The organism is Streptomyces argenteolus (assembly GCF_042902585.1).
GTDB classification, from domain to species: Bacteria; Actinomycetota; Actinomycetes; order Streptomycetales; family Streptomycetaceae; genus Streptomyces; species Streptomyces argenteolus.
In genome coordinates this window covers 1-16,267 of sequence record NZ_JBIBEG010000014.1, presented here as the reverse complement: position 1 = coordinate 16,267, position 16,267 = coordinate 1, and the positions used below count along the sequence as shown (strand labels likewise).

Annotated in this window: 14 protein-coding genes and 1 pseudogene; 10 read left to right on the top strand and 5 right to left on the bottom strand. The window is 72.2% G+C overall.

Going from position 1 to position 16,267, the window contains the following annotated elements; genetic code table 11:
• Positions 1–3: 3 nt before the first annotated feature.
• On the bottom strand, positions 4–990 hold the full coding sequence (locus ACFY8O_RS32465; RefSeq protein WP_387908732.1) for a hypothetical protein: 987 nt from the start codon (positions 988–990) through the stop codon (positions 4–6).
• 308 nt (positions 991–1,298) lie between these two features.
• Between ACFY8O_RS32465 and ACFY8O_RS32460 the strand changes: the two genes are divergently transcribed.
• Together ACFY8O_RS32460 and ACFY8O_RS32455 are read left to right on the top strand one after the other, a co-directional pair.
• A complete protein-coding gene (locus tag ACFY8O_RS32460; protein WP_145812160.1) occupies positions 1,299–1,565 on the top strand; it encodes a hypothetical protein in 267 nt (88 codons plus the stop codon).
• 127 nt (positions 1,566–1,692) lie between these two features.
• The gene (locus ACFY8O_RS32455; RefSeq protein WP_387908730.1) at positions 1,693–2,565 is read left to right on the top strand and encodes an oxygenase MpaB family protein; all 873 of its coding nucleotides are present in this window, start codon (positions 1,693–1,695) and stop codon (positions 2,563–2,565) included.
• A gap of 118 nt (positions 2,566–2,683) precedes the next feature.
• Here the strand turns inward: ACFY8O_RS32455 and ACFY8O_RS32450 are convergent, their stop codons facing one another.
• Positions 2,684–4,108: a lipase family protein gene (locus tag ACFY8O_RS32450; RefSeq protein WP_387908728.1), complete on the bottom strand. Its 1,425-nt coding sequence runs from the start codon at positions 4,106–4,108 to the stop codon at positions 2,684–2,686.
• A gap of 889 nt (positions 4,109–4,997) precedes the next feature.
• On the opposite strand from ACFY8O_RS32450, the gene ACFY8O_RS32445 reads away from it, so the two are divergent.
• Complete coding sequence (locus ACFY8O_RS32445) at positions 4,998–5,645, top strand: TetR/AcrR family transcriptional regulator (protein ID WP_387908727.1); 648 nt, start codon at positions 4,998–5,000, stop codon at positions 5,643–5,645.
• A 115-nt stretch (positions 5,646–5,760) separates the two neighbouring features.
• Here the strand turns inward: ACFY8O_RS32445 and ACFY8O_RS32440 are convergent, their stop codons facing one another.
• Positions 5,761–6,684, bottom strand: coding sequence for a hypothetical protein (locus tag ACFY8O_RS32440; RefSeq protein WP_387908725.1), 924 nt, complete (start codon positions 6,682–6,684; stop codon positions 5,761–5,763).
• Between the two features lie 360 nt (positions 6,685–7,044).
• Between ACFY8O_RS32440 and ACFY8O_RS32435 the strand changes: the two genes are divergently transcribed.
• The 4 genes from ACFY8O_RS32435 to ACFY8O_RS32420 all read left to right on the top strand — a co-directional run bounded on the left by ACFY8O_RS32435 (position 7,045) and on the right by ACFY8O_RS32420 (position 12,252).
• Complete coding sequence (locus ACFY8O_RS32435; RefSeq protein ID WP_387908724.1) at positions 7,045–7,980, top strand: class I SAM-dependent methyltransferase; 936 nt, start codon at positions 7,045–7,047, stop codon at positions 7,978–7,980.
• Positions 7,977–8,489, top strand: coding sequence for a hypothetical protein (locus ACFY8O_RS32430; protein WP_387908722.1), 513 nt, complete (start codon positions 7,977–7,979; stop codon positions 8,487–8,489). The genes ACFY8O_RS32435 and ACFY8O_RS32430 overlap by 4 nt, the downstream gene beginning before the upstream one ends.
• Before the next feature lie 146 nt (positions 8,490–8,635).
• Positions 8,636–10,684: a DUF4139 domain-containing protein gene (locus ACFY8O_RS32425; RefSeq protein WP_387908721.1), complete on the top strand. Its 2,049-nt coding sequence runs from the start codon at positions 8,636–8,638 to the stop codon at positions 10,682–10,684.
• An 8-nt stretch (positions 10,685–10,692) separates the two neighbouring features.
• A complete protein-coding gene (locus ACFY8O_RS32420; RefSeq protein ID WP_387908719.1) occupies positions 10,693–12,252 on the top strand; it encodes a mucoidy inhibitor MuiA family protein in 1,560 nt (519 codons plus the stop codon).
• 145 nt (positions 12,253–12,397) lie between these two features.
• Here the strand turns inward: ACFY8O_RS32420 and ACFY8O_RS32415 are convergent, their stop codons facing one another.
• Entirely contained in the window at positions 12,398–12,847 is a 450-nt protein-coding gene (locus ACFY8O_RS32415) for a spore-associated protein (RefSeq protein WP_145812143.1), read from the bottom strand.
• Between the two features lie 332 nt (positions 12,848–13,179).
• On the opposite strand from ACFY8O_RS32415, the gene ACFY8O_RS32410 reads away from it, so the two are divergent.
• From ACFY8O_RS32410 to ACFY8O_RS32400, 3 genes are all read left to right on the top strand, one after another.
• Positions 13,180–13,578, top strand: coding sequence for a helix-turn-helix transcriptional regulator (locus ACFY8O_RS32410; RefSeq protein WP_387908717.1), 399 nt, complete (start codon positions 13,180–13,182; stop codon positions 13,576–13,578).
• A gap of 76 nt (positions 13,579–13,654) precedes the next feature.
• The gene (locus ACFY8O_RS32405) at positions 13,655–14,104 is read left to right on the top strand and encodes a pyridoxamine 5'-phosphate oxidase family protein (RefSeq protein ID WP_387908715.1); all 450 of its coding nucleotides are present in this window, start codon (positions 13,655–13,657) and stop codon (positions 14,102–14,104) included.
• Between the two features lie 494 nt (positions 14,105–14,598).
• A complete protein-coding gene (locus ACFY8O_RS32400; RefSeq protein WP_387908713.1) occupies positions 14,599–15,087 on the top strand; it encodes a DUF4265 domain-containing protein in 489 nt (162 codons plus the stop codon).
• Between the two features lie 77 nt (positions 15,088–15,164).
• On the opposite strand, the pseudogene ACFY8O_RS32395 reads toward ACFY8O_RS32400, so the two are convergent.
• Positions 15,165–16,032, bottom strand: a pseudogene (locus tag ACFY8O_RS32395) (IS5 family transposase).
• Positions 16,033–16,267 lie beyond the last annotated feature (235 nt).

Below are 16,267 nucleotides of genomic sequence, written 5' to 3'. Positions count from 1 at the left end.
TGCTCAGGCGCGGCGGTGGCGGCGGGCGAACTGTTCCTCGGGATCAGCGAAGTACGTCCAGGGCCAGGTGGTGTAGGCACCGTCGAGCATCTTGAAGACGCGGCGGACCGTGTGTCGTTCGCCGGCCAGCGACAGGGCCATGGCGAACATGTTGAAGTCGTTCTGCCAGCCCGGACGCCGCACGTGATCGGGGTGGAGGATGCTGTGGTCGGCCGCGTCACGCAGCTCGGCCCGGATCTCGGGGGTGTCGAGGCAGCCCTCGCCCTCCGACTCGACCCACTCCTCGATGTACGCCATGGCGATGACACAGCCGAGCCGGTGCCCCTGCGGGGTGCGGGCGAGCGCGTCACGGGCGAAGGTCAGGGCCTGACCCTCCTCACCGCCCCAGCGGGGCTGCAACTGCGACACCCACTCGACGTGTGTCTCCAGGTCCAGCGGGTCGCGACGCAGCGCGGCGTCGAGCCGGGTCTCGTTGATCGCCGGACCCAGGGACATGCCACGGCCGGACGTGAGGAGACGGCACCACGGCGTGACCCATTCCGGCCGCAGCTCGGCGGCCTGGAGAAGCTGCTCCTCGGCGGTGTGGAGCCGCTCGTGGAAGACCTTCCACTGCTCCTGGGTCACATGGACGGCGCGTGCCGCGCTCCGGGCCTCCCAGCCCCAGATGACGTGGCGCGCCCCGGATATCAGCAGGGCGGTCGCCCGGTGTTCCTTGTCGTCCTCGACGGCACGGCCGATCCAGTCCTGCAGGCCGTCGCAGTCGGCGAGCTCACCGAGGACGTCGTGATCACGGCCGAGGTCGAAGGGGTGCAGTGCGCGCTTGACGCCTTCCCAGTCACCGGCCTGCGCCGCCTCGACCACCGCGAGCACCCGCGTGTCCCCGAGCGCACGCAGGCGGTACATCCCGTTCTTCTGCCGGCGCGGAACCGGAAGGGCGTGCGGATCAGCCGCCGGTCTCTCCCCGCCCCTGTCGAACAGCTTGCCGAACATGCCGCGCCCTCCCCTGGACCTGCGTGATCATCCGGTGCAGCATAAGCGGCCCCACCGACATCGCGTCCACAGGGTGTTCACGGGTGCTTCACGGTCAGCGCCGCGCGTTCCGGCGCCCGGTCGGGCCCTCCGCCGGGAGGTCTCCACCACCCGGCCGCGTCCCGCCGTGGACCCGGCGGCATCCGGCGGTGCGGGGGGCCGGGACGGGGAAAGGGAGTGCCGGCCATGCGTCGTCCCGGCCGCATCGGGTACGTGACGTGCGACAACGGTTCGCCCACAGTGAGGCGCTCACAGACGGGAGCAACGAGATGACCGACCGCAGGCCCCAGGGGACCGCTTACACCGGGGCGACCGCCAGCCCGCCGCCGATACCCGCCGACATGCCCGATCAGCAGGCCCAGGAGGGCGAGGACGCCCTCGACGTCGTACTCCCGCCGGGCACCGAACGGCCGGAGGCCCGGCGGGTCTCCGAGACCGGTGAACCGGACCCCGACGAGGCCGGTTCGGGCCGCGACGCCGCCCGCAACGCCGGTGTCCACCCGGAGCACCCCACCCCGGACGAGTCCACAGGGTGACGCGGGGCCGCCTCCGCCGGTACCCCGACGAGGGGGCGCCGGCGGAGGCGGACGCGTGGCGGCCCGGAGAGCAGGGCGCGGCCGGGAAACGGCCCCACCCTCTGTGGCCTGGGCGCATACTGGGCTCATGGCCTCGTCCACGCATGCCCTGCCCGGTCTGCGGGAGCGGCTCGGCAGCGCGGTGTTCTCCCGGGTCGCGGGTCCCGCGGGACCGGAGAACCGTGCCCGTATCCACGGAACGCCCGGCCCGCGCTGGTTCGGCCCGGACCGGCCCATCCGTGCCGTCCACGGCGACGCGTCCATGTTCATCGGTGGTCTCCGGGCGCTCCTGCTGCAGTCACTCCACCCCCTGGCCATGGCTGCGGTCGAGGCCCATTCCGGTTATCGCGGTGATCCCTGGGGGCGGCTCCAGCGCACCAGCACCTTCCTCGCCGTGACCACGTACGGAACGGCGGACGACGCACAGCAGGCGGTCGACCGGGTGCGGGCCGTACACAGCACGGTGCGCGGTACGACCCCCTCGGGCGAGGTCTACCACGCCGCGGACCCGCACCTCCTCGGCTGGGTGCACGTGGCCGAGGTCGAGAGTTTCCTGCTCGCCCACAGACGTTACGGTGCACAGCCGCTCGACGCCGCTGGGTACGACGGGTACGTCGCCGACGCGGCACGCGTGGCGGAGGCCCTCGGTGTCGTCGACCCTCCGCACGACCGCGGGGAACTCGACGCACGCCTCAGGGCCTATCGCGGTGAACTGCGCCCGACGCCGGAGGCGCGGGAGGCGTCGCGATTCATCCTGCTGCACCCTCCTCTGCCCTGGGCCGCCCGCCCGCCCTATGCGCTGCTCGCCGCGAACGCTGTCGCCGCTCTCCCCCGGTGGGCGCGTACGGCACTGGATCTTCCCGCTCTGCCCGGCTTCGCGGAGTCCTGCGTGACGCCGACCGGGCGCGCCCTGACCGCCGCCATCCGCTGGGCCATGGCTCCGTCGCGGCCCACGGCGTGAGCGCGGGAGCGCACCGGTCCCCGGGGGAGAACGGTGTGCGCCCTCGCCCGCACCGCACCGGGCCTCGCCCACCGGAACGTGGTTCCGGTGGGCGAGGCCGCTCGCGACAGTGCCGGGGTCAGGGCTGGATGGGCATCGACCAGCAGTTGGAGCTGGTGGGCTTGCCCGAGAGGCGGTCGGCGAGCCAGGAGACGGCGTCCCCCTGGTCGGTGATGAGGGGCACGAGGTGGTTGGTGAGGATCTTGTCCCCGAGGTTCGGCAGGTTGATGGCGTCGTAGGTGACGTCGCCTCCCTTACGGCACCAGTCGACAGCCAGCTGCCGCGCCTGCGCGTGGGGGACGATGTCGTCCTGGACGCCGGTGGCCAGGCGCACCGGACCGGAGGGCGCGAGGGTGCCGATGCGCTGCTTGTCCAGGGCCGCCTTGGCTCGGGGATCGGCCGCGATGATCTCTGCGATCGACTTGCCGCTGGTGGTCCACTTGCTGCTCTTGGTGAATCCGTAGCCGAAGAGCGCGTCCCCGACGCACATCGTCGACGCGTCCGCCAGAGCGGCCTTGCCGGTGGGGCTGATGTTCGCGTCGACGACCGCGCGGAGGTCGGGGTCCGCCTGGGCGAACCCGTTGATGGACCAGGCCAGGGCGCCGGCGAGGGCGCTGCCGTCGATGCCCTTCATGACCGAGGTGAGATCCGCCGGGGGCGCGCCCGCGTAGGTTCCCGAGAGCGGGACGTCAGGGGCGTACGAGCGCTGGAGTTCGGCCGCCGCCGCGCTGGCTCCGCCCCCCTGGCTGTAGCCGTACAGGCCGGTCCTGGACGCCGCGGTGACCGAGGCTCCGGGGACGGAGCGGGCGGCCCGGGCCGCGTCCAGGAGGGCGTGTGCCTCGTCGACGCGGTTGACGTAGGTGTGCAGCCGGTCGGTGGCCCCGAGGCCGACGTAGTCGGTGACGACGACCGCCGCTCCGGTGGCCAGGAGCCGGTAGATCGCCAGGGCTTCGTAGCCGACGGAGACCGTGTCGCCGTTGAGCGTCAGCGGATTCTGCAGGGCGAAGGAAGGGGCGCACTGGTCGCCCTGGCCCATGGTGCCCGAGGCCAGCGCGACCAACGGGCGCGGTCCGGTTCCCTTCCAGGCGGCCGACGGTTCGATGTAGGCGCCGGTCACGGCCACCGGCTGTCCCGCCGAGTCGGTGGACCTGTACATCAGGCGGGTCGCGGTGCCCGGCATCGGGCGGCCGTCGAGCCCGGGGATGCTCAGCCCGAGCGGCAGCGCCTCGGTGCGGATCAACGCACCGTTGGTGTCGGGCAGTTCGGTCGGCGGGGTGTAGAACGCGGGGATGGTGACCCCACGGGAGACGACGGGCTCCGTCGTGGCCGCCGACGCCGGTACGGCCGACAGGCCGGCGCAGACGGTGCCGGCGACGACGACACCGGCGAGCACCCGCATGGGCAGACGGGCTTCGCGGCCGGAGGCCGCCTCGCCCGGACGTGTCGTGCTCCGGTCCGCGGCGGCGTGAAGAGAGTGACGGGAGATGGTTCTCTTGCGGCTCATCAGGTGCTCCTTGTTCGTCGTCAGATGATCGTGTCGATGGCGTGGGCGGTGATCGCGTCCATCGCCTGCTCGGCGATGGCGGCGATGGTCATCGAGGAGTACGGGCACCGGTCGTGCCGGGGATCGGAGCGGCCGGTGCAGCGGGACGGGGTCGGTGGCGGCGCGAGGGCGGAAAACGGCCGCGGTCGGCGCTCACACCGGATCCGGCGAGCATGCTCGTCCGTGTGTCGAGGCCCGGCGGTGGGAGCGACGCCTGGATGACCGTGTGCGCGGTGCCCGGGTCGTCCCGTGCCGTGCTGCCGTGGACGACGGGTCGCCTTGTTCCGCGCGGAAGTCCGCCGGCGGGTTCGTCCACGCGCAGACGCGTTCGCCGTTCCCCCTCCCCCCACCCTTTGCTGAGCCCGTCGGGCAGGTCGGGGACGGCCGGTGGCTCCGGCCCGGACGAGGAGCTTGCTGGTGTCGACGCTCCCGGCCGCCATGACCAGGACGCGGGTCGAGAACTCCTTCCGTTCCCGCACATAGCCCGAGTCGGCCGCCGCCGAAGCCTCAGCAAGGACGCGGTACTCCTCACGGGCCGGCTCGACGCGGGCCGGAGCCGCAGGGTGCGCCTGCTGGGAGTGGGCATGAGCGGCTCCTCGGTAGGGGTGGGGGTGCCGTCCGGTCGTGGGGCCGTCGGGGCCCAGGCGGATCCGTTCCTCTGCGGTCGATGGCCTCCGGACGGGTCCGTCGGGCCGTGGCACGCCAAGTGCCGTGCGAAACAGCCGTGTTACTCGCTGGTCACTTACGGCAGCGTAGGTCCGCATGTCAGTCAGTGACAAGCTGTCTGCATGCGTCATTTCCGAAGGGCTCGCTATGCTGCGGTGACAGAGGGAAAGAGAGCGGGGCGAAGGTGGGCGAGGCGCTAGCCGCGGAACACGGGCAGACGGCGGCCCCCGGAACCAAGCCGTCGCTCGCCCAGCGGCGCAAGGCGGCGCTGCGCCTGGAGATCGCCGGCGAGGCTGTCCGGCTGTTCGCCGCCCAGGGCGTCACCCGCACGACGGGCGACCAGATCGCCCAGGCCGTGGGCATCTCGGCCCGCACCCTCTGGCGCCACTTCCCTTCCAAGGAGAGCTGCGTACTGCCGTTGCTCGCGGCAGGGCTCGAGTTCGCCGTCGAACAGCTGGGCCACTGGCCGGCGGAAACAGGCCTGCTGGAATTCGTCACGGAATCCTGCCGGGACGGTCAACTGCCCGCCGCGGCCCCCGCCATCCTCGATCTGATCCGGATGACCTCCACCGACCCGGCGCTGCGCGCCGTCTGGCTCCAGGCACACGACGACGCCCTGCCCGTCCTCGCGGAACTCCTCGCCCGGCGATCCGGCGGCAGCGCGGACGAGCTGCGGATCAAGGTGCACGCGGCCACCATCAACGGCGCGCTGCGGGCGGCAGCGGAGGAATTTGCCCGCCGGTACGCGGACGCCCCCGAGGCAGCGGGCAACGAGATCACCACGTGCCTGCTGGCCGCGCTCCGCGCGGCCTCGGAGGGCCTGCCCTACTGACGTACCTCGTCACCGGGCTCGCGCCGGCGCCACGCACAGGGCCGACCGGAGTCGAGGCGGCGTTCCTGGTCCGTACGCCCCGGCCCCGTGCACCGCGCCGGAGCGACCTGCCGGCTCAAAGGTTGCGGTCGATCTTCTCTTCCCGCATCAGTGTCTCCAACTCGGCGTCCGACAGCGGATGCACGGTGTCCAGGAGACGGCGCAGCCCGGTCTCGTCGAGGGTCTGGCTGCTGACCTCGAACTCCGCGCTCCGTTCCCGGCGGGTGAGGGTGACCTCGTGGCCCCCGTCGGGAAGGTCGCGGACCGTGCGTCGCTCTCCGTGCGCGTCCACCCTGCAGGTGACACCCTGCTGCACGAGGTCGGAACACCGGGCGGGGGGTGTGAGCAGCGAGCGCACCGTGAGGCCCACGAGCGCGACATCGTCCTCCCGCACCGAGCGGTATTCGACGCTGAAGGACGCCGGCTCGGCCAGGACTCGGGTGACCCGCATGCCGGAGGGCGCAGCGCCCATGTAGAGCAGTTCCGCATGTTCGCGGTACCGCGCGATCTCCGCCTCCTGCTGACGGTGACGCGACTGCGCCGGGCCGATGAATCCCCCGTAGGCCACTCCTGCGGCCAGCGCGCCGACCGCCCCGAGCCGTACCCACCGTCCCGGGACGAAGAAGGCGGCGGCCACCGCGTACGGCACCCCCGTCAACGCGAGCCGCGCGCCGGCGCTGCCCAGGTCCACGTCCTCGCCGTAGGCGGCCACGCCCGACAGGACCCCGGCCGTCCCGAGGACGAAGACCAGGACCGCCCAGCCGAACCGCCGGCGCGCGGAGGCGCACAGCGGCACGAGGGTGCGTACCGGTACGCCCGTCGTGGCCAGCAGGGCCACCGTCAGGGGTACGCCCAGCAGGAACAGCGCCGCGGCCCTGCCGGCCCCACCGCCCCAGCCGGCCGCCAGCAGTCCCAGGCCGAGCACGGGTACGGCGACGGACATCGTCGCCCACACGAGAAAGAGATGCAGGGCTGTCCGGGCCCCTCCGCCACTCGTCATGGCGCGGAGTCTGCCATCCGGCGCCGCCCCGTACATGAGTTCGCGTACTCAGCGGAGGAGTTGACCGCCAGGAAGCCATCAGGTGATCGGCGCGCCCGCGTCCCGCCTGCTGACTTCGAAGCCTCGCGTCCCCGGCCAGATCCTCCGGGACGTGCCGGCACCGTGTCCGTGGCGGCGGTCGTACGGGCGATCTGCGGAGGTGGTGCGCCGAGCGCGCGAGCGACGACCGTCCTCCTGCCCGCCGACGGAGCGACGGACGCCCCGCGCGGACCGAGGAGGTCCGGTACCGCGGGCTCCCCGCGTCCGTCGGACCCGAGCCGGTCGTCACGACGCGGGTGGGGTGCCCGTAGGGTCTCGGCCGTGCGTCAGCTCGAGATATCCGACCTCATCACGGCGGTGGACCCCCACACCGGCCGCCGCCTCCCTGTCCAGCGCTCCGAGGTGATGCGGCAGCTGCGTGAGGCGGACGACGAGCGTGCGGCCCGGATCGTGGCCCGGATGCCCACGGACGAGGACGGTGTTCTCGACCCGTATGCCGTGGACCGTCTGGTCGTCCTCGTCCACACCGAACTCCAGCGCCTGAGCGAGGAACTGCGGATCGACGAACGCCTGGTTCACGTGCTCGGGCCTCTTCTCGCCGCGATCCGGGCCACCACCGGGCGGTCCGGGCCGTTCCGGCTCGTCGACGTCGGCTGCGGCCTGGGTTATCTGGTCCGCCGGCTGGCGGCCACCGGAGCCCTCGGAGAGGACGTCGAGCTGGTCGGGGTCGACCTCGACGGCACGCTGGTCGGTGAGGCGGAACGGCTTGCCCTGGCGGACGGACTGGACTGCCGTTTCGTGCACGGGAACGCCTTCGACCTGCCGGAAGCCGCGACCGTCTACGTCTCGACCGGGGTGCTGCACCACTTCCGCGGGCCGGCTCTGGAGGCGTTCTTCCAGGCCCAGGCAGCCTCTACGGCGCTCGCCTTCTGCCACTTCGACATCGCCGCCAACCGACTCGCCCCCATCGGCGCCTGGATCTTCCACCGCGCCCGGATGCGCCATCCGCTCGGCCGCCACGACGGTGTGGTCTCCGCCCTGCGGGCGCACGACGACGAAACGCTGCTGCGTGCGGCTTCGGTGCCCGGCATCCGCGCCCTGGTGTACGAACCCCGTGGTATGTCGAACCCCTTCTGCACCACCTTGCGTCCTGTCATCGGAGTACGCCCGGACCTGGAGGAGCCCCTGCGCCGGTCCCTCGGGCGGGGCGCACGCCGCCTGGTCGGTCCGGAACACTTCGCGGTGGGCGCCCGATGACGCCCGCCGCGCTGCTCGCGCTCCTTGGACTGGTCGACGCCGCGTTCAGCGGCTTCCGCGCGTACGCGGGCCGCGACGCCCGCATACGGAAACGGCGGGCCACCGTCCGCGCCGCCCTGCGTGGGCTGGCCGTGGGGGCCGTACTGCTCCTCGTCCCCGTACTGACCGCCTCGTGCCTCCTCCTGACGGCGCCCGACCCGGCCAGGACCTACGCCGGGCTCACCGCCGGAGCCGTCGGCTACCTGCTCCCGCTCGGCGGCTACGCCCTCGCCGTACTGCTCTCGCTCGCCGCCTACTTCGTGCTCCCCTTCCGCGCCGGCACTCTCGCCATGGTGATCGGCCTCGGCCCCCTGACCCTGTTGCGGCCACTCGCCGTGGCCGCGGCCTGCGCCGGCGCGGTCCTCAACGGCGGCGGCCCCGACTCCCTGCTGGTAGGCGTGGTCGCGGGCGTCGCCGTGCTCTGTGTCGGGCCGGCGGTGCACCGGCGCTGGTACACCGCCGTGCAGTAGCGGCACGGCGGGCCGGACGCCACAACTCTCCGGGGCGCCCGGGGCTTGGGAGCCGCCATCGGCCCCGCGTACCCGGTCGCCACCGGTCGTGACCCCACGCGGAGGCCCTGGCGTAGGCTTCGCTCGGCGTGGACAGGGGGCGGAGCATGACGGCCGAAACGGCACAGCGGTGGGGCACGACGCTCGATTCCGTGGTGGTGTACGAGCAGGGCGCGCTCTGCCGCCGTCTGACGCGGGGAAATGTCCCGCCCGACGGCCGCGTGCGGGTGACCGGGCTGCCCCGTTCGCTGGACCCGGGTTCGCTGCGGGCCCGCGTCCTGGGTACCTCAGGGGCCCGTGTCAGCGAGGCCCGGCTGGAGGCGGAGGCCGAGCCGCTCGGCGAGTCCGCGCCCGACGCGTTGCGGCGCGAGGTCGAACGGCTGCGGGAGGAGCACGCACAGGCTCGGGCGCGTCAGGACCATGTGCGGGACCGGATCAAGGAGATCTCCTCCTTGCGTCCCACCCCGCCGTCCCGCAAGCGCGACGATCCGCATCGTGTCGCCCCGGTCGGCGCGTGGCTGGAGTTCGCGGACTTCGTCGACGGGCGGCTCGCCGGACTGCATGCCTCGCTCGCCGAGGTGGAGCAGGCGGTGACCCGGCTGACGCACGAGCTCGACGTCGCCACCGACAGGCTCGCCCGTGCGTCCTCCGCCGTCCCCTCAGCCCCCGTGGACACCACGGTCTCGGCGCTTCTGACCCTGGACACGTCCGCCATGGGTGACGCGACCGCGGAGGTGGAACTCGAACTGGAATACGGGGTGCCCGGAGCCGTCTGGGTGCCGGCGTACCGGCTGACCTACCGCCAGGACGAGGACAGCGGCCGCCTCCTGCTGCGTGCCTCCGTCGCCCAGCGCACAGGCGAGGACTGGACCGGCGTGTCCCTCGCCCTCGCGACGGCCGACCTGCGGCGCGATACGGATCTGCCGAGTCTCCGCTCGATCAGGATCGGACGCCGCCAGGCCGCTCCCGTGCCCACCGGCTGGCGGGAGGCCCCCAGGGGTCTCGCCGACCTGTTCACCGGATACGACACGGCCGGGCCCCGCCCCGTCCCCCGTGCCGTGGCCGTGGGCGCCGCGGCCCTGCCACCACCTCCGCCCGCTCCCCCGGCGTACGGCGAGGGAGCCTCCGCACCTCCGGCGCCGGGTGGCCCCGCACCGCAGGCCTTCGCAGGCGGGCCCGCCCCCGCCGCCCGGCCGACACGGGCCCGGACGGGCGGCGGGACCCCCCGGGGTGGCCCGGCCCCCGCGCCGGCAGCGCCCATGGCTCCCGGTGCCGCCGCGCCGCCCGTGCCGCCGCCCGTGGCTCCGGAAGCCGGACCTCCGCGACCGAGCGGGGGCGAGCTCGACTACGCCGCCCTCGTCCTCGCCGGCCCCGACGAGCGGGCGGGCCGCCGCGGCCTGCTGTTCCCCGGCTCGTCCTTCGATCCGGTGGCGGCCGAGCACCGCCGCCGCGCGGAGGCGGTGGCCGCGCTGCCGTTGCCCGCTCACGCCGTGCGCCCCCGGGTGTCGGCCGGTTCCTTCGACCACCGCTTCGACACCGCTGCCCGCGTGGACGTGCCGTCGGACGGCACCTGGCACACCGTCACGGTGGGCGAGATACCTGTCGGCACGCACACCGAGCATCTCTGCGTACCCGCCGTGGAACAGACCGTGTACGCCACACTGGTCCTTTCCAACGCGACCGACCAGTCCCTGCTGGCCGGCCCGGTGGAGGTCATCGTCGACGACGACTTCCTGCTGACCGCCGCGCTGCCCACGCTCGCCCCGGGCGGGGTCCGTCGCGTGGGGCTCGGCCCGGCCGAGGGCGTCCAGGTCACCCGTCGTACGCAGGTGAACGAGTCCACCTCGGGACTGCGCGGCAACACCACCGTGCTCGACCACCGTGTGCACGTGGAGCTGGCCAACCGTCTCGCCGTCCCCGTCACTCTCGAGGTGCGTGAGCGCGTGCCCGTCACCTCGGAGCCCGACGTCCGGATCGAGGAACGGGCGGACTGGGCGTCACTGCGGGAGGACGCCTCCGGGCCCGGTCGCCTCGCGCCGGGGACACGGGTCTGGCGGGTGGACCTTCCGGCCGGGGGCACCGCCGTGCTCGACGGCGGCTACGAGATCCGCATCCCGGCCGGCAAGGCCCTCGTCGGCGGCAACCGCAGGAGCTGACACACGCCATGACCACAGCCCCCGAACCGATCCCTCTGCCCGTCACCGCCGTGACCTGTCTCGAGGACCGCGCGCACGTCGAACGCGCCGTCGTACTCGACCTCCAGGCGGGGGTCCAGCGCCTGCGCCTCGGCCCGGTCAGCGCGCTTGCGGTGGACCGGACCCTGCACGCCGAGCTGACCGCCGGTCACCGCGCGGCCGTGCTCGATGTGCGCATCACCCGCAGCTGGTCACCACGCGGGCCGCGGCCACACCCTGACGACTCCGCACTGCGCCGACGGATACACGCCGTCGAAGACGAGCTCCTCACCCTGGTGCAGCGGCGCGAACGGCTGGAGGTCCGGCAGGAGTTGCTCGGCCGTCTGGCGGCCGATCTGCTGCGGGACATCGGCGAGGGTGCGGGCTCGGGCGAGACCGACAGGCCGCGCTGGACCAGGGAACTGGACCGGGTCGACGACGAACGGGCCACGTGCGGTGAGGAACTGCGCGCCGTGAGGGGACGGCTGGCGGTACTCGAGGAGGAGCGCGCGCAGGCCGAGGAGGCCGTCCTCCTCTCCGAGCAGGAGCCGGCGGAACTCGTCGCCCATGTCGAGATGACCGTGGAGTCCTCGACGGCCGGCCCCGCGAGGCTGCTCGTGAGCCACCTGACCCCGTGCGCGCTGTGGCGGCCCGCCTACCGGGCCGTGCTGGACGGGGATTCCCTGCACCTGGAGACAGACGCGATGGTGTGGCAACGCACCGGCGAGGACTGGCAGGACGTACGGCTGACCCTCTCGACCGCCCGCTCGGCACTGGCCACGGATCCTCCGCAGCTGGACGAGGACCGGCTCGCCCTCACGGACCGCTCCGCCGCGGAGCGCCGCACCGTCGACGTGGAGCTGCGCGAGGAGGAGCTCGGCACCCTGGGGCCGGCTCCCGCGCTCGGCCTGCCAGGGGTGGACGACGGCGGTGAGACCCGGGTGCTGCGGGCCCCCTCACCGGTCTCGGTGCCCGGCGACGGCCGTGCGCACCGGGTGCCGTTGTCCGCCTTCACCACGCCCGCGCACAGTGCGTACACCTGCTCGCCGGAACTCTCCCCCCTGGTGAACCGGATCGTGCGGTTCGACAACGCGGCCGGACACGCGCTGCTCGCCGGCCCGGTGGACCTGGTCCTCGGCAGCGGCTTCTGCGGACGCGGCACGATGGACTTCACCGCTCCCGGCGCGCCCGTCGAACTCGCCTTCGGCAGCAGCGACGACCACCGGGTGGTCCGCCACGCCGAGGAGGCCCGGGAGACCACCGGCATCAGCCAGCGCACCGTCATCACCCGCACGGTCCGGCTGAGCCTGTCCCGGTTCTCCGCACCCGGGGAGCAGGGCGACCAGGTGGTCGCCCTGCGGGAACGGCTTCCTGTCTCCGAGGTCTCGGCGGTGGAGATCCGTCTCCGGAAGGAGCGCTGCTCCCCACCGCCCGCGAGCGTGGACGCCGAGGGCATTGCCCGCTGGGACGTGACGCTGCCGCCCGCAGGCCACCGTTCGGTCACCCTGGTCTACGAACTCTCGGCGAGCGCCAAGGTCACCGGACTCTGAACCGTACGGCCGTGGCGGGCCGGTCCACCCTACGTTCCCGCGCCGCCTGCCGCTCGTGCGCCCCCTCGCGGTGACCGCCGGCGGCGTGGGCCGCGGGGACGGGCTGCGACAGGCGGTGCGGGAACCCCGGACCGGTGCCGCCGGATCAGCGGACGGTGGTGCGGCGGACCTCCTTCAGTGCGGCGCAATTGGAGTTCTCCACCGACACGTAGATGTTCGAGATGCTTCCGCCCCAGCTCACGCAGTAGCCCTTGCCGTAGACGTAGGCCGGCCCGGCGTAGGACGTGTAGTTCCCCGAGTCGTCGGCCCACTCGTCGGTCGCGGGAACGTAGATGTACGTGGACATGGACTTGGCCGTGCCCGGGTTGGTGCGGATGGTCGCGACGCAGTTCCTGCCGTTCGAGGAGTTGTACGTCAGGTAGACGGTGCCCAGGGAGCCGACCGGCACCGAGTTCACGGTCTTGTAGGCACTGCCGCACACGCCCTGGGGAGTGACGTTGGGTGCGGCGGACGCGGTCGTGGCGAACGCGGTCGTGGCCCCCAGCGCCAGCGCGGCCAGAGCCCCGGCGGTTGCGATGGAACGGGTGTTTCTCATATATCCCCCTTGTGTCCCTGAGAGCGCTTTGCTCCTACTTGATGTGACCCTCGACGGGGGCCGATGGTTGTGCCGCGTCCGGGCCCAGGTGTGACGGATCTCTCACGAGCGAGGGAAGGGCCGTCACGCGGCCGTACGGCGCGTGACTGACAGGTCAGGAATCGAGAAGCACGGACGGCGGGGCCCTGGCTAACGTCACGGGCATGAACCGCTCGCGGCACACGACCGCCTCTCTACGCGAACGGACTTGGGCGAGCGGCCGGGGTGCGGGCCCGCCCGGAGCACCGTCCCGCACACTGTCCTCGCTCCCCCGGTGGTAAGGAGACCCTCATATGTGTCATCCAGGGTGGAGGCACGCTCTCATAGCCGCACAACGGCTGGAGGACTTCGCGCGACTGCGCCGCGTGCGCGACCGGATCGACCGGGAGTACGCGCGGCCTCTGGACGTCGAAGCGCTGGCCCGCGGCGCGAACATACCGGCAGGTCATCTCAGCCGGCTCTTCCGGCTCGCGTACGGCCGGTCGCCGTACGCCTATCTGACGGCGCGCCGCATCGAGTACGCGATCGTGCTGCTGCGCCATGGCGAGCTGGGCGTCGACGAGGTCTGGTCCGCCGTCGGCTGCTCGTCGCAGACCGTGTTCAGCACCCGTTTCGGCGAGGTCACCGGTGTACCGCCCGGTGAGTACCTGCGCCGCACGAGGGAGGCGGCGGCGACGCTGCCGTCGTCGTGACGGAGCGGCCCTGGCATACCGAGAACGCCTAACCGCCTTCGCGAGGCGAAGGCGGTCCCCGCGAGCAGGAGGAAAAATGACCGGTGCACCACCGCGAGGGCTCGACGAGAGGGTGCGGGACACCCGCGCGAAGCTGGAGAGCGCCGTCGATCTGTGGGTGGCCACCTCGGGCTCTCCCGGCGTACACCTCGTTCCGCTCTCGTACCTGTGGGACGGGACGACGTTCCTCGTCTCGACACCACGCGCTTCCGTCACCGGCCGCAACCTGGCCGAGGACGGCCGGGTGCGTCTCGGCTTCGGGCCCACGCGTGACGTCGTCGTCGACGGCGTTGCCGAACCCGTGGCCCTCGATGATCTCGTGCCCGGTACGGCCGACGCGTTCGCCGCCAGGACCGGATTCGATCCGCGGGAGCTCGACGAGCCCTACCAGTACTTCCTGATCAGGCCGCAGCGCGTCCAGGCCTGGCGCGAGGCCGACGAGTTGCAGGGGCGCGACCTCATGCGCGAGGGCCACTGGCTCGGCTGACAGCGAGGCAGTCGCCGGGCGCACCGCTCTCCGGCGCGAAGATGCTCGTCCGGCGCAACGGGCCGGGCCCGCAGGCCGACACCGACAGGCGGGCCCCGGAACGCGGTGCTGCCGACGGAGTGCTCCAAGGTGGCCGGCCGGCTGAGCTGCTCGAAGGGGAGGCCCGTCTCCAGCGTGTCCGTCACCGTGCGGACGAAACAGCCCGGGCTCGAGCCTCGGAGCGTGCCTTCCAGATCGCCGGAGCCGACGCCCGTCTCGTAGAAGTGCCCTCCGATGTCCACGCGAAGCCTGTGCGTGCGGGCGGTCCCAGTCGTCGGGAGGAGCCGATGACCCAGCGCCAGGAGTCGCCGGCCGGGAGGATTCCGTGGGCCGTGTTTTGGAAGCCGATCATCTGGCGACGGTCGGCGATCTCCGCGAGCCTCCAACCGGACCCGGAGCACGCACCTGCGTGCTCCGCAGTCCGGTCGGTTGGACGCGAAGTGGATGATGGTTCGGTGACGAACATCAGTGACGACCACGTTAAGGTCCATTGCCGCATGGAGATAGACGAGGACGGATGGCCGCCGGCGAGTGTCGAGAGCCTGTGGGCTGTCGACCTGGGTGACGGCACGGTTCGGCTGGACAACACTCCCTGGTTCGTCCGCGGAGTCGCCAGTGGTGACGTCATCAGGGTTCAACCGGATGAGGACGGTCTCCTCTGGGCCGGAGAGACGGTGGAGCCCTCGCAGAATTGCACTATCCGGCTCATCGTGCTGAAGGACTCCGGCTCAGCCGTCGCCCGGCAGAGCGTGCTGGACACCTTCCACCGCCTCGGCACGACGGGCGAAGGCATCGAGCGGTTCGGGATGGTGGCCTTGAAGGTCCCGCCGCAGGCAGACCTGCTGAGAATCCGCGAGCTGTTGGAGCACGGCGAGACGAAGGAGTGGTGGCACTGGGAAGAAGGGTGTGTCACCGCAGCCTGGGAAGCCACTGCGCGACCGTGAGGGCAGCAGTGCCCCGTCCCAGCCCGCAGTGACGCAGGCTGCATCGTTCTCATCCAGTGACCGACCGCTCAGGTCCGTCATATCCATTCGCCAATCGCGGCGACCAGGACAGTGGCCTCGAAGCGGACGGCGAGCATGTCGAACCGGTGGCCACTGCCCGGTTGCGCTTGAGCCGGTTGGTCCCGCACTCGACCGCGTGCCGGGCCTTGTAGTCCTTGCGGTCGAACGCGGGAGGCCGACCGCCGACCTTCCCTCGCCTCTTGCGATTGGCGACCTGGTTGGCAGGCTCTGGGATCGCGCAGCGGATGCCCCGCTGTCGCAGGTAGGCCCGGTTGGCGCGGGACGAATATGCCTTGTCGCCCCGTACCCGTAGCGGCCGAACACGGGGACGACCCGGTCCGGTGCGGGGCACCCGGATGCCTTCCAGGACAGCGGCGAACTGAGGACTGTCACCGCGTTGACCGGCGGTGACCAGCAGAGACTGGCCGTTGGCCTTGCTCACAGGCCAGATGAATCTTGGTGGTGAAGCCTCCCCGGGACCGGCCCAAGCCATGATCCTCTGGCTCCGTGCGGGTTCCACCTAGCGGTTCCTTCTGGGACTGGCCGTCACGGCGGGCGCCTGCGGCGTGCTGATGGCCCCGGCAGGTCGTGGAGTCGATGTTGACCTCCCACGTAATCAGCCCTGCCGCGTCGGCCCGGACCTGCAGCTGGGTCAGCAGTTCGGGCCAGGTGCCGTCGCGTTGCCAGCGGCGGAAGAGCCCGTAGACCGTCTGCCACGGCCCGTACTCCAATGGCAGATCCCGCCACGGAGCACCGGTTCGCACCCGCCACCGGATCCCGTCGATCAGCTTCCGCCGTGCCCAACGACGGCCGCCCCAGTACCGCGACCGGCAACAGCGGCTCCAGCACCGCCCACTGCCTGTCAGAAAGATCCCCTCGTCCCACACCGCGATCATCACGATGCGAGGCGAGGTGCAGAGCCGACTTCCAAAACACGGCCTGAAAGAGCGTTTTGTCCTGGCAGGAGTGTTTCGTTGTAGTTCAGGCGGCAGGCCGCTTCGGGTCGGCTGAGGCGTAGATGCCTTTTGTGGCAGATGGGGCGGGTGACAGCCTTCGAGGGCCCGTTTCGGTCGCTTCGCTCCTGTCTGATCCCAACACGCCCCCGGTCGCGCCTGTTTGC

Coding starts and splice junctions, on each gene's coding strand:
- ACFY8O_RS32465 (WP_387908732.1), bottom strand. CDS start 990: ATGTTCGGCAAGCTGTTCGACAGGGGCGGGGAGAGACCGGCGGCTGAT.
- ACFY8O_RS32460 (WP_145812160.1), top strand. CDS start 1,299: ATGACCGACCGCAGGCCCCAGGGGACCGCTTACACCGGGGCGACCGCC.
- ACFY8O_RS32455 (WP_387908730.1), top strand. CDS start 1,693: ATGGCCTCGTCCACGCATGCCCTGCCCGGTCTGCGGGAGCGGCTCGGC.
- ACFY8O_RS32450 (WP_387908728.1), bottom strand. CDS start 4,108: ATGAGCCGCAAGAGAACCATCTCCCGTCACTCTCTTCACGCCGCCGCG.
- ACFY8O_RS32440 (WP_387908725.1), bottom strand. CDS start 6,684: ATGACGAGTGGCGGAGGGGCCCGGACAGCCCTGCATCTCTTTCTCGTG.
- ACFY8O_RS32430 (WP_387908722.1), top strand. CDS start 7,977: ATGACGCCCGCCGCGCTGCTCGCGCTCCTTGGACTGGTCGACGCCGCG.
- ACFY8O_RS32425 (WP_387908721.1), top strand. CDS start 8,636: ATGACGGCCGAAACGGCACAGCGGTGGGGCACGACGCTCGATTCCGTG.
- ACFY8O_RS32420 (WP_387908719.1), top strand. CDS start 10,693: ATGACCACAGCCCCCGAACCGATCCCTCTGCCCGTCACCGCCGTGACC.
- ACFY8O_RS32415 (WP_145812143.1), bottom strand. CDS start 12,847: ATGAGAAACACCCGTTCCATCGCAACCGCCGGGGCTCTGGCCGCGCTG.
- ACFY8O_RS32410 (WP_387908717.1), top strand. CDS start 13,180: ATGTGTCATCCAGGGTGGAGGCACGCTCTCATAGCCGCACAACGGCTG.
- ACFY8O_RS32405 (WP_387908715.1), top strand. CDS start 13,655: ATGACCGGTGCACCACCGCGAGGGCTCGACGAGAGGGTGCGGGACACC.